An 11876-nucleotide genomic window follows, 5' to 3' on the forward strand; every position below is an offset into this window, starting at 1 on the left:
CCCTTCCGCGCTCCTCTGGCACGATGGACGCCCGTGACTGCCCTCCTGCGCATCCTCGGCGTCGAGGTGATGGCCCATCTGGGCCGCCGCCTCCCGGCACCGACAGCCCGTGTCCTGAGCGCCCTCGTGCTCGTCGGCGCCAACCTCCTGCCCGTCTGGGCCGTTCTCGAAGGACGCCTCGGGATGGGCGACGTGCTGCTCATCTACTGGTTCGAGAACGTCGTCATCTGGTTCACGACCACGGTCCGCATCCTCACGGCCACCCAGCCTGGGCCCCACCGGTCCCGCGCGCCGAGGCTCGGCGGGCTCGCCACGAGGCTCGCGGAGAAGACGTGGGTGACCGGCGACCCTGCGCTCGCCCTCCTCTTCGCGCTGCACTTCGGCATCTTCACCGTCGTGCACGGCGTCTTCGCCGCCGTCCTCGCCGGGCTGTCGGGGCTGCACGGCGGGCTGCTCGACTGGGTCGCGACCATCGCGGCGATCCTGCTCAGCCACGCGCTGTCGCTCGGCCTGCACTGGTTCGGCCGGGGCGAGCGACAGGTCGTGAGCCCGGGGTGGGCCATGGTCGCGCCCTACCCACGGATGGTCGCGCTGCACCTGACCGTCATCCTCGGCTTCTTCCTCCTCGGCGGTCCGGACGGGCGTACGGCCGACGACCTCGGCGCTGTGGCCCTGCTCATGGGCACGAAGACCGTGCTGGACCTGCTCTTCCACCTCGGCGAACACCTCGCCTTCGCGCGGCGGGCCCGCGTCGTCGACCTCTCGCCCTGAGCCGCCCTTGCATAACCAACCCTTATGCAGTCAATAATGGATGCATGAGTTCTTCGCGCTTCCCCTCCGTCGTCGACGACGTGACGGTCCGGCTCATCGCGGCTGTCGTCCTCGTCATCGGCATCGTCGCCCTCGCTGCCTCGCAGTGGTGGCTGTATGCCGTGCTCGCCGTCGACTTCTCCCTGCGGGCAGCGCTGGGGCCCTCGGCCAGTCCGGTCGCGCAGCTCGTGCAGCGGTGGATCCGACCCACCGTCGGCGCGGCGAAGCGGCCCACGCCTGGCCCGCCGAAGCGGTTCGCGGCGACCATCGGTGCCCTCCTGACGGTCGCCGCGACCGCACTCTGGCTCGTGGGCCTGGCCACCGGGTCCTCGGTGGCAGCCGCGTGGGTCGTCGGCGTCGGCGTCGTCATGGTCGTCTTCCCGGCGCTCGAGTCGGTGTTCGGCATCTGCGTCGGCTGCATCCTCTTCTCCGGGCTCATGCGCGTCGGGCTCGTCCCGGAGGAGATCTGCCTCGACTGCGCCGACATCACCCGCCGACGCGCGGGACAGGCCATCGGGTGACGGTCAGCCCGCGGCGGCCCGCAGCTTCTCGAGGAGCGGCGCAGCGGCCTCGTCGAAGAAGCGCTCCTGGGCGTCCCCGCCGATCTGGACGAGCGCGATGTCGGTGAAGCCGGCCTTCCAGTAGGCGCCGACGGCCTCCACGATCTTGTCCAGGTCGGGCCCGCACGGGACGCTGGCGGCGACGTCCTCGGGACGTACGAACTGCGTCGCCCCGTCGAAGCCGGCCGGCGTGGGCAGGTCCGCGTTGACCGCCCAGCCGCCGCCGAACCACCGGAACTGCTCGTGTGCGCGTCGGACCGCCGCCTGCTCGTCGGGGTCCCAGCAGATCGGGATCTGTCCGATCGCGCGCGCCCCCGCCCCGATGCGCTCGGCGCCCTCCGTGCGGTTCCACGTCTCGACGAGCTCCGCCTCGGGCTCGACGGCGATCATGTGGTCGGCGAGCGGCGCGAGGCGCTCGATCGAGGTGTCCCCGCTAATGGCGACGGCGACCGGCACGAGGATGTCGGGCAGGTCCCAGATCCGCGCCGAGTCGACGTCGAAGTACTCGCCGTGGTGCGTCACGAGCTCGCCCGAGTGCAGCAGCCGGATGATCTCGATGGCCTCGACGAGCATCTCGTGCCGCGTGTGGACCCCCGGCCAGCCCTCGCCGACCACGTGCTCGTTGAGGCTCTCACCGCTGCCGAGTCCGAGCGTGAACCGGCCCTCGGCGAGCAGCTGCATCGTCGCCGCCTTCTGCGCGACGACGACCGGGTGGTAACGCATCGTGGGGCACGTCACGTACGTCATGAGCTCGACCCGCTCGGTGGCCTGGGCGACCGCGCCGAGCACCGACCACGCGTACGGCGCATGTCCCTGCTCGGTGAGCCACGGGGAGTAGTGGTCGCTCGAGACCTCGAAGTCGAAACCTGCGGCCTCTGCGCGCACGGCCCACCGGACGAGGTCCCGGGGTCCGCTCTGTTCCGTCATCAGGGTGTATCCGAAGTTCGTCACCCCGAGGTCGTACCCCGTGGGGCGGTGGCGCCACACGGCGTGTCGTGCCTGTGGACGCCGTTCAGCCCAGGGCGTGGCGACCGAGGAACCGGCGGATCGCCTCGCGGGGCCGGTCCCGCAGCTCGGAGCCGTGGGTGAATGCCGCGACGTCGTAGTCGAGCTCGCCGAGGACGTGTGCCGTCTGCTGCGTCATCCGGAAGTCGGTGCACAACGCCTTGACCGGCCACCGCAGGCCGAGCACGTTGAAGATCGCGTCTCCCGTGATGAGCAGCCGCGAGTCCTCGTGGAGGAGCGACACGTGTCCCGGGGAGTGTCCCGGCGTGTGGATGACGCGTAGCCCTCCGGCGATCGGCAGCACCTCGCCGTCGGTGAGCTCGTGCTCCACCGGCAACGGCTCGAAGTCGCGCCCGGGCCTGGACAGCCGGTCGAAGAGGCGCCCGAGCAGGAAGCTGCGGTCGCGGGGTGGCGACGACCCCTCCATGGCGTATGCCGCGTCGCCGTGGTGGATCGTGAAGCTCCGCCCGGTCTCTCGGGCCACGTGCGCCGCACCGCCCGCGTGGTCGGGGTGCGCATGCGTCAGCAGCAGGCGAGTCACGTCCGAAGGGCTGGCGCCGATGGCGCCGAGGGCCGCGATGACCTTCGGCCCCGACCTCGACAGGCCCATGTCGACGAGCGTCACCTGGCCGTCGTCGTCGCGCAGCACGAAGCCGTTGACGAGGTCGCGCACGAGTGGGATGCGCCACACGTTGGGGACGAGCGGGACGACCAGATCCTTGGCCACGTGCTGACCCTAACGGCGGGGGTGAAGAAGCACGCGCGGATGGGTAGGGGCGAAGGTGGCGGTGGTCACCGCCCCAGCACCGAGCAGTCGCTCCGAGAGGGCGAGCAGAGGAGGACGACGTGGCCAAGCGAGTCGCATTTCTCGTCGCGAACGAGGGCATCGAGCAGGTCGAGCTGACCGAGCCGTGGAAGGCCGTGACCGACGCGGGGCACGAGGCCGTCGTCGTGAGCCCCGAGAGCGGCGAGGTCCAGATGTTCAACCACCTCGACAGGGCCGACACCAAGCCGGTCGACGTGACCGTCGCGGACGCGCGGGTCGAGGACTTCGACGCCCTCGTCCTGCCCGGTGGCGTCGCCAACCCCGACACGCTCCGCACCCATGAGGACGCGGTCGCGTTCGTACGCGAAGCCGTTGCCTCGGGCCGTCCGGTGGCCGCGATCTGCCACGCGCCGTGGACCCTCGTCGAGGCCGACGTGGTCAGGGGGCGCCGGCTGACCTCGTGGCCGAGTCTGCAGACCGACATCCGCAACGCCGGCGGCGAGTGGGTCGACGAGTCACTCGTCGTCGACGGCAACCTCATCACGAGCCGCAAGCCCGACGACCTGCCCGACTTCTGCGGTGCCGTCGTCGAGGCGCTCGAGCACGGCGCTGCCGCGGCAACCGCGGCCCCGGCTGCGTCCTCGGCGTAGCTGCTGCCGCGGGCCGCGGGCCCGCGACGACCGCCCCTTCCGGATCCCTGCCGGGAGGGGCGGTCCCTGTCCGGGGGCAACCGTCGTAGCCCCAGCGGCCGGACACCGTACATCTGCGATCTGCGTCGGTGCGGCCCGGGGATACGCTCCGGGGCATGGACCGGGACGAGGCTGCTGTCGAGGCGCTGCGGGCACTGATCCGCATCCCGACGGTGTCGGACTGGGACCGTGACAAGGAGGACCGTGCCGCGTTCGAGGCGCTCCTCGTCGAGCTGCGCGAGCGCTTCCCGCGGCTGCACGAGGCGTGCGATCTCCAGCGCATCGCCGGAGACGCCCTGCTCGTGCGCTGGGCCGGGCGATCAGCAGAGCAGCCGGTCGTGCTCATGGCGCACGTCGACGTCGTTCCCGTCGGTGACGAGTCGGCGTGGACGCACCCGCCCTTCGCAGCCGAGGTGGCGGATGGCCAGGTCTGGGGTCGGGGAGCCCTGGACTGCAAGGGATCCCTGGTGGCGACGTGCGCGGCGGTCGAGTCCCTCCTCGAGGACGGCGCGACCCCGGACCGCGACGTGTGGCTGTCGTTCGGCTGCACCGAGGAGGTCTCCGGCGGCGCCGCCAAGGAGGCCGTCCGGCACCTGCGCGAGCGCGCTGTCGAGCCGTGGTTCGTCATCGACGAGGGCGGTGCGATCGTCGAGGGCGTGCTGCCCGGCGTCGTGGCGCCGATGGGCGTCATCGGCGTCGCCGAGAAGGGGACGGCCGTCATCGAGCTCACCGCGCGCGGCGACGGTGGGCACGCGTCCGCGCCCAGGAAGATGGGCGCGACGGCCAGACTGGCCAGAGCGATCCTGCGCCTCGAGAAGAAGCCCTTCCCCTCGCACCTGCCTGACGCGACGGTCGAGATGCTCGAGCGCGTCGGCGCCCACGCCCGGATGCCGTATGCCGCGGTCTTCGGCAACGCGGCCCGACTCCGTCCGGTGCTCTCCCGGGTGCTCCCGCGGCTCGGCCACGAGACCGCCGCGATGGCACGCACGACGGTCGCGGTCACACAGCTCACGGGGTCGCCTGCGGCCAACGTCATCGCCGCGACGGCCCGCGCCCTCGTCAACGTGCGGGTCATGGTGGGGGAGACCGTCGACGGGGCGATCGAGCGGATCCGCAGGACCATCGGCGACCCGCACGTCGAGGTGGCGCTCGTCAGCGGCGACGAGCCCAGCCCGGTCTCGCCCACGGACGACACGGCATACGCCCTGCTCACGGCGACGCTCGAGGAGGTCTTCCCCGGGACGGTGCCGGTGCCGTACGTCATGCTCGCCGCGACCGACTCGCGACACTTCCACCGGGTCTGGCCGCGCGTCTACCGGTTCACGCCGTTCCGGATGACCGACGCGCAACGAGCCTCGATCCACGGCGTCGACGAGCGCATCGGTGTCGACGACTTCCTCGACGGCGTCAGCTGGTACCGCCGACTCATCGAACAGCTCTGAGATGCGACTGGCCTCGTACAACGTCGAGAACCTCTTCGACCGTGCCAGGCTGCTCGCGACCGGAGACTGGGCAGCCGGGCGGCCGCTGCTCGAGGCGTACACGGAGCTGACGAAAGTCCTTCAGCAGCAGCAGTACTCGTCGGCCGACACACGCACGATCCTGCGGTTGCTCGACCGGCTCGGGCTCACGGCGTCCGACGACGCGCCGTATGTGCGGCTCCGGCAGAACCGCGGCCGTCTCGTCCGGCGCTCCCGGGACGGCACGGTGACCGTGGTGGCGGGCGGGCGCGGCGACTGGATCGGCTGGCTCGAGCTCAAGCGGGAGACGGTCACCGACCTCGCCGTGCGCCACACCGCCCAGGTGGTCCACGACCTCGGCGCCGACGTCCTCGGCGTCGTCGAGGCCGAGGACCGCTGGGCGCTCAGGCACTTCAACGCCGACCAGCTGGCCGCGCTCGGTGGCCGGGTCTTCGGGCACGTCATGCTCATCGACGGGAACGACGAGCGCGGCATCGACGTCGGCCTGCTCACGCGCGGAGACGTCGAGATCACCGGCATGGTCAGCCACGTCGACGACGCCGACCTGGCGGGTCCGGTGTTCAGCCGCGACTGCCCGGAGTTCGAGCTCTCGCTTCCCGGAGGCACACGGCTGCTCGTACTCGTGAACCACCTCAAGTCCAAGGGTTACGGGGGCGCCGAGGCCAGCACGCGGCGCAGGCGGCAGGCCCAGCGGATCCGCGAGATCTACGAGCAACGACGATCCGAGGGGCACGATCTCGTCGCGGTCGTCGGCGACCTCAACGACACGCCCGACAGCGGTCCGCTGTCGCCACTGCTGGGCGCAGGTGGGACCGGTGCCGCGTCGACCGCCAGCGACCTGCGCGACGTCTCCGCGCTCCCCGGCTTCGACGACGGTGGCTGGCCCGGCACGTACGGCACCGCGAACAAGGGCAACAAGATCGACTACATCCTCTGCTCGCCCGCCCTCTTCGACTCCATCACTGCCGCAGGCGTGCACCGGATGGGCGTCTGGACGGCCTCAGGACGGTGGCCGATGTACCCCACGCTGAAGCGCGCACAGGAGGCCGCCTCCGACCACGCCGCCCTGTGGGTCGACCTCGATCTCTGACGGGCGCGCCCTGTCGGTGGTGTCATGGACGCATGCAGATGCCGAAGCACAGCGACGAGGCCAAGGAGTACTTCCGCACCCTCGTGAACGACGCACCCGGTGTCGAGGTGAAGCCGATGTTCGGCAGCCTCGGGGCCTTCGTCAACGGAAACATGTTCGCCGGGCTCTTCGGGGAGAACGTCGGCGTCAAGCTCGACGATGCAGGCCTCGACGAGCTGCGAGCAATCCCGGGCAGTGGGCCTTTCGGCCCGGCGGAACGACCGATGGGCGGATACCTGTCGCTCCCGAGCGACCTCGACGACGACGCGAAGACGGCCTGGGTCGACCGCGCCCGCGACCATGTTGCGACGATGCCGCCCAAGGTCAAGAAGCCGAAGAAGTAGGCGGCGCGCACGTGGTGTCGGACGAGGAGCGGACGCGCGCTGAGCTGCGTGAGCTCGTCGGCGACGACGCCGGCGTCGAGCTGCGACCGATGTTCGGCACTCTGGCGGCGCTCGTCGACGGCCATGTCTTCGCTGTCGCCCTGGGCGAGCAGATCGGGGTCAAGCTCGGTGGCGAGGCCCTCGCAGAGCTCGACGCCCTGCCCGGCTCCGGGGTCCTCACGATGGGCAACCGGCAGATGAAGGCATACCGCAGCCTCCCCGCAGGTATGCCGTCAGGTGACCGACGTGCGTGGCTGGACCGGGCGCGGGACCACGTCGGGGGCCAGCGCCGCTGACGAAAACCATTGGCGTCCAGCGCCCGTCACGCCCCACCCTTGCACGGCACGGGGTGGGCTAGCAGCCGCAGCGGCGTGCCACTCGTGGTCCTGCGTGTCGGACCCGCCCACGGATGCAGCGCTCTGGCCAAGCGCCCACTCCAGGTAACGGTGCCCAGCGCTGGTGGGTCGGCGACCCTGTTGCGTTCGCCGAGGTCGTCGGCCGCGGTTCGAGGCGGCCGGCCGCCCGTATCTCGGCGGCCACCGCGGAGGTGGCCCATCGGGTCGGAGCGGAGGTGGCTGAGGTCGTCGTCAAGGACGTCATCGTGCCGCTCGAGCTGCGTGCTGCCCCGCCCGGGACGCGCATCGTCCTCGGCATGCCGGAAGCCGTGGCGCTGGCCGGCGGCGGTGACCCGTCCTGACCCGCCGGCGCGTGCTCTCCCGACCGGTTCGTGCTGTCGGGAGCGCAGGCGGCGCACCTGGATGCGACACAGCGCTGGCACGCGGGCGTCAGAAGGGCGGAATGTCGTCGTCGGTCCAGCGGCCGGCGGGTGGGTCGGGTTCCGGCAGAAGATCTGCTTCGGGTGGTGGGTCGAGCCCTTCGCGCCAGTCCTTGGGGCGGGTCGTGTAGGTGCGACCGGTGAGCGTGGTCCAGTGGAGCCCATCCCCAGCGACCGCCTCGGAGTTCCAGATGCCGTCGGTCTTTACGTTGTGATGCAGCCGATGCTTGTTGAACAGGTTGCCGACTCGAGTTTGACCGGTGGGCCAGGGAGTCTCGTGGTCGAGGTCGCACCGAGTCGCGACAACCTCGCAGCCGGGTCCGCGACAGCTGCCGTCGACGGCCTGTACGTGCTCGACCATCGCTCGAGTGGGGCGGTGAGAGCGGGTGGGACGAGAGATGGCCTGCCCGGTGCGGACGTCGACAGGAAGGGTGCGCCAGATCGACCCGGGGCGGGTCATCACCTCGCGGGCGTGGGTTGCGGTGAGCCAGCCGTGGCCCGGCAGCTCGCACGCCGCGTTCGAGTCGCCGGTTGCGACCTCGAACGGCACGACGAGCCACACCAGTCCGGCCGCCTCGCCGGTCGGGCCCCCGGTCGCGGTCGGGGTGGCGCGTGCGCCGAGGTGACCGCGGAGGAGAGCTTCAGTGGCGAGGTCACAGCGAAGCTGGTCGAGGGTCCGCGGGTCACCTGAGCCACGCAGGCTGCGCGCACTGGCGTCGAGGTGGTCCAATACCGCGGCGGCCGTCGCGGCGTCGGTGGTGACGGTGAGGCAGCCCATCCCGTCCTCGGTGAGCCGCCCGAACAAACCCCTACGGGCCCTCGCGTGCGCGTGCCGCTCAGCGGTGCCGCGGCGGTCGACCGAGGCCACCGCCCGCCGCAGCCGGGTCACGAACGTCCGCTGCGCCACCGGTTGCTCGTCGCGCGCCGGTCGGAGCACCGACTCCTCCACGACCGCGACGTCCGCATCGCACAGGGGAGCGGTCTCGGACGCGACCTGCAGTGCCCGATGCAGCGAGGTGTGACCCGCGCGCAGGGCTGCGAGCACGGCCCGGTGCCTGCGCGGCGCGGTCGCGAGGGCCAAACGCCGGGAGACCTCACCCGTGCCCACCCCGGTCGCCAGCGCGATCTCCTCGGTGACGACCCGGTCAGCCGTCACGTGCAGCGACCCGCGTGCCGCCGACAGGGTCGCGATCTGCTGCGCCTCGATGGTGTGGAGCGCGCCGTAGGCGGAGAGAAGCCTCGCCTCGAGGCGCGCCTTCTCGGCCTCGAGGGCCGCAATCGCGCGCAGCGCCCGCGCGCCGAGCGCGGTCAGGCTGCCCTGCACGTCGCCCATTGCCGCGGCGCGGACCTGGTCGTCCTCGACCCCGAGCAGGCCGGTCCGTGAGGACGCGACGTACGGCATACGGACCCCTCCTCTCGAGTATCGAACCATCCCGATTAGAACACATGTTCGACTGATTGGGCAAGGGTGATCCCCTCGACGTGGACAACGAACTGGCCTGTCCTGCAAGAGATCTGGCAATCCATCTGCCGAGGCGCCTTGGTGTCCTGGGGCGAGCGGGTCTGCCCGCGTAGGGTCGGGCCATGGCGCGGACGAGGCACACCGTGGAGGGCACGCCGGTCGGCCAGGTCGACCTCGCCGTGGTGACGCCCACCGGCACCCGCCGCACCGACCCGTTGCCACTGTTGATAGTCCATGACGGGCCGGAGTACTCCCGCAGAGCCCATCTGCTCAAGGTGATCCGCGAGGCGCGTGCCTGCGGTCGAGTCCCGGCGGTGCGTGTCGTCCTCCTCGAGCCGGGGCCGCGCAACGAGCGGTATGCCGCCAACCCCGACTGGGCCACGGCGCTCACCGAGCACGTGCTCCCCACGGTGCACACGGCATACGCGACGGCGGGCAAGCCAACCCTCATGGGAGCGAGCCTCGGTGCGCTCGCCTCGCTCCAGGCCGAGTGGCGCCATCCGGGGACCTTCGGCGCGCTGTTCCTCCAGTCCGGGTCGTTCTTCCGCAAGCGTCTCGACGACGAGGAGGACTTCGAGTTCTGGGACCGCGTCACGGCGTTCGTGACGAGCGTTCGGCGGGCCCGGCGACGGCGCACCGACGCCCCGATCGTCCTCACGTGCGGCACCGAGGAGGGCAACCTCGCCAACAACCGCCAGATGGCTCAGGTGCTCGCTGCCCAGGGCCACGACGTCACGCTCCACGAGCTGCCGGGGCGCCACGACTGGCGCTTCTGGGAGAAGGGGTTCGACCCGTTCCTGTTGACACTGCTGCAAGGATCGGAGCACCGGACCCGTCGAGCAGGAGAGGCACATGACGCAGACGCGTAACCACCTGATCGGGCTGTTGCTGGGAGCCGAGGAGGACTGGCCGACGGCCTTCGAGGAGCTGCTGAGGCTCGTCGGGCCGATCACGACCGACGACGGCGTGACGCACGAGCTGACGAGCGAGCGCCTGACGATCGAGCCGTTCGACCTGCGGCAGCCTGTACGCACCGAGCTCGTCATCGACCGCCTCGCGTACTGGTACTACCACCCGCGTGAGTGGCTGAAGAAGGCCGCGCTGATGAACGACACGTACCTGCTCAACAGCCCGTTCACGTTCCAGTCGATGGAGAAGCACAGCGCCTACGTCGCGCTCATGCGCCTCGGCCTGAAGGTCCCCGAGACGTGGCTCGTGCCGTACAAGAACCCCGTCGACAACGTCCGTTGGGCCTATACGTCGGCGAAGTACAACCAGCCGTTCGACCTCAAGCAGATCGCGAACAAGCTCGGCTACCCGATGTACATGAAGCCGTTCGACGGTGGCGGCTGGCGCGGGGTGTCGCGCATCAACGACGAGAAGGACCTCGTCCAGGCGTACGACGAGTCCGGCGAGATGCTCATGCACCTGCAGTCGACGATCGAGTACGACCACTTCGCGCGCGCTCTCTCGATCGGGCCCGAGACGATGGTCATGGACTTCCGTCCCGAGCAGCCGATGCACAACCGGTATGCCGTGAGCTACGACTTCCTCCAGCCGTCCGCCGGCAAGCAGGCTGCCGCGATCAGCCGCATCGTCAACGCGCTCTTCGGCTGGGAGTTCAACTCCTGCGAGATGCTCGTCAAGGGCGACGACGTGTACCCGATCGACTACGCGAACGCGTGTCCCGACGTCGCCGTGACATCGCTGCACTACTACTTCCCGTGGGCGATCAAGGCGCTCGTCCGGTGGTCGGCCTTCTGCGTCGTCACCGGCCGCCGGGGGCCGATGGACCTCGAGATGCGCCGCTACTTCGACGTCGCCGACCGCGAGGACCTCAGCGACGAGGAGAAGCTCGACGCCTACCTCGCCATCGCCAACGAGTACTTCGACACCGACGCGTACTGGGCGTGGTGCGAGAAGTACCTGTCGCACCTCGACGCGGCGGTCCTCGAGTGGGTCCAGTCCGACGCGTTCGAGAGCCTGTTGCGCGCCACGGTCGTCACGACGTACCCGGCGCACGAGCGTGACCAGTTCATGGCGCACTTCGGCGGGCTCATCGCCCTGTGGGTCAAGGACGAGCAGGCGCGCCTCGCGGTGGCCTAGCGGAGGGAGCCGCCCAGGCCGGCGACGAGGTTGATCGTCGCGGCGATGACGGTGGTGCCGTAGAGGTACGCGAGCAGCGCGTGCCCGAGCACGACGCGTCGGATCGTCGAGCTCCGGAGGTCGGTGTCGGAGACCTGGTAGGCCATGCCGAGGTTGAAGGAGAAGTAGGCGAAGTCGGAGAACGTCGGGTCCTCGTCCTGGTTGAAGTCGATCGGGGGCGAGGGGCTGGCGTAGTAGACGCGGGCGTAGCGCAGGACGTAGACGGTGTGGACGCAGAGCCAGCCCACCGCGACGGCGCCGACCCCGACGAGCCCGTCGACGACCGCGGCCCCACCGCGCGCCTGGCCGCCGACGAGCAGGATGCCGACGCCGGCCAGGCTCGCGAGACCGACGAGGATGACGACGACGTCGTACCAGGCGGCGTCACCGTCGCGCCCGGCCACCTTGTCGCGCGTCGCCGGGGCGTCGTGGCCGAGCACGTGCAGGAGCAGGGGGAGCGCGAACGTCAGGCCGCCGACGACGAAACCGGTGAGGCCGTGCACGAGGGCGCCGCGGGCCGGGCCGAGCGGCACGACAGCGCCGACGAGTACGCCGACGACGACGGCGAGGGCGAGGCGGCGGCGGATGGTGGGCACGTCTCGGAGGCTACTCGTGGGTGAGGTGATGGCGTCGGCGCCACGGGGTATGTCTGCTCGTGCTGGAGCCCGACG

The 11876-nt window shown here is 70.8% G+C and carries 14 protein-coding genes; 10 read left to right on the top strand and 4 right to left on the bottom strand.

Going from position 1 to position 11876, the window contains the following annotated elements; translation table 11 throughout:
• The first annotated feature begins 33 nt into the window (after positions 1 to 33).
• Both H9I49_RS05320 and H9I49_RS05325 read left to right on the top strand, forming a co-directional pair.
• Entirely contained in the window at positions 34 to 771 is a 738-nt protein-coding gene (locus H9I49_RS05320; protein ID WP_188029236.1) for a DUF6498-containing protein, read from the top strand.
• A 44-nt stretch (positions 772 to 815) separates the two neighbouring features.
• Positions 816 to 1331, top strand: a complete 516-nt coding sequence (locus tag H9I49_RS05325; protein WP_188029237.1) for a DUF4395 domain-containing protein — start codon at positions 816 to 818, stop codon at positions 1329 to 1331.
• A gap of 3 nt (positions 1332 to 1334) precedes the next feature.
• Here the strand turns inward: H9I49_RS05325 and H9I49_RS05330 are convergent, their stop codons facing one another.
• Together H9I49_RS05330 and H9I49_RS05335 are read right to left on the bottom strand one after the other, a co-directional pair.
• Positions 1335 to 2321 carry an LLM class F420-dependent oxidoreductase gene (locus H9I49_RS05330; protein ID WP_188029238.1) on the bottom strand — a complete coding sequence of 329 codons (987 nt, stop codon included), beginning with the start codon at positions 2319 to 2321 and terminating at the stop codon, positions 1335 to 1337.
• Positions 2322 to 2382: 61 nt separating this feature from the next.
• Complete coding sequence (locus H9I49_RS05335; RefSeq protein ID WP_188029239.1) at positions 2383 to 3102, bottom strand: MBL fold metallo-hydrolase; 720 nt, start codon at positions 3100 to 3102, stop codon at positions 2383 to 2385.
• A gap of 119 nt (positions 3103 to 3221) precedes the next feature.
• On the opposite strand from H9I49_RS05335, the gene H9I49_RS05340 reads away from it, so the two are divergent.
• The 6 genes from H9I49_RS05340 to H9I49_RS23735 all read left to right on the top strand — a co-directional run bounded on the left by H9I49_RS05340 (position 3222) and on the right by H9I49_RS23735 (position 7520).
• Complete coding sequence (locus H9I49_RS05340; RefSeq protein ID WP_188029240.1) at positions 3222 to 3791, top strand: type 1 glutamine amidotransferase domain-containing protein; 570 nt, start codon at positions 3222 to 3224, stop codon at positions 3789 to 3791.
• Between the two features lie 155 nt (positions 3792 to 3946).
• Positions 3947 to 5272 (top strand): M20/M25/M40 family metallo-hydrolase, encoded by a 1326-nt coding sequence (locus tag H9I49_RS05345; RefSeq protein WP_188029241.1) that lies wholly within the window; start codon positions 3947 to 3949, stop codon positions 5270 to 5272.
• A gap of 1 nt (position 5273) precedes the next feature.
• The gene (locus tag H9I49_RS05350) at positions 5274 to 6401 is read left to right on the top strand and encodes an endonuclease/exonuclease/phosphatase family protein (RefSeq protein ID WP_188029242.1); all 1128 of its coding nucleotides are present in this window, start codon (positions 5274 to 5276) and stop codon (positions 6399 to 6401) included.
• A gap of 32 nt (positions 6402 to 6433) precedes the next feature.
• Positions 6434 to 6784, top strand: coding sequence for a TfoX/Sxy family protein (locus H9I49_RS05355; RefSeq protein ID WP_188029243.1), 351 nt, complete (start codon positions 6434 to 6436; stop codon positions 6782 to 6784).
• An 11-nt stretch (positions 6785 to 6795) separates the two neighbouring features.
• Entirely contained in the window at positions 6796 to 7119 is a 324-nt protein-coding gene (locus H9I49_RS05360) for a TfoX/Sxy family protein (RefSeq protein ID WP_188029244.1), read from the top strand.
• A 275-nt stretch (positions 7120 to 7394) separates the two neighbouring features.
• Positions 7395 to 7520: a hypothetical protein gene (locus tag H9I49_RS23735; protein WP_255523608.1), complete on the top strand. Its 126-nt coding sequence runs from the start codon at positions 7395 to 7397 to the stop codon at positions 7518 to 7520.
• 88 nt (positions 7521 to 7608) lie between these two features.
• On the opposite strand, the gene H9I49_RS05365 is transcribed toward H9I49_RS23735, so the two are convergent.
• Positions 7609 to 9000 carry an HNH endonuclease gene (locus tag H9I49_RS05365; RefSeq protein ID WP_188029245.1) on the bottom strand — a complete coding sequence of 464 codons (1392 nt, stop codon included), beginning with the start codon at positions 8998 to 9000 and terminating at the stop codon, positions 7609 to 7611.
• A gap of 182 nt (positions 9001 to 9182) precedes the next feature.
• Here H9I49_RS05365 and H9I49_RS05370 point away from each other — a divergent pair, with 182 nt between their 5' ends.
• Positions 9183 to 9929 (top strand): esterase family protein, encoded by a 747-nt coding sequence (locus tag H9I49_RS05370; protein ID WP_188029246.1) that lies wholly within the window; start codon positions 9183 to 9185, stop codon positions 9927 to 9929.
• Positions 9913 to 11166: a RimK family alpha-L-glutamate ligase gene (locus H9I49_RS05375; protein WP_188029247.1), complete on the top strand. Its 1254-nt coding sequence runs from the start codon at positions 9913 to 9915 to the stop codon at positions 11164 to 11166. Before H9I49_RS05370 ends, H9I49_RS05375 begins: the two co-directional genes overlap by 17 nt.
• Here the strand turns inward: H9I49_RS05375 and H9I49_RS05380 are convergent.
• Entirely contained in the window at positions 11163 to 11801 is a 639-nt protein-coding gene (locus H9I49_RS05380) for a DUF1345 domain-containing protein (protein ID WP_188029248.1), read from the bottom strand. The genes H9I49_RS05375 and H9I49_RS05380 overlap by 4 nt on opposite strands.
• Between the last annotated feature and the right edge of the window lie 75 nt (positions 11802 to 11876).

The sequence above is a fragment of the Terrabacter sp. MAHUQ-38 genome, assembly GCF_014518425.1.
Classification (GTDB): domain Bacteria; phylum Actinomycetota; class Actinomycetes; order Actinomycetales; family Dermatophilaceae; genus Terrabacter.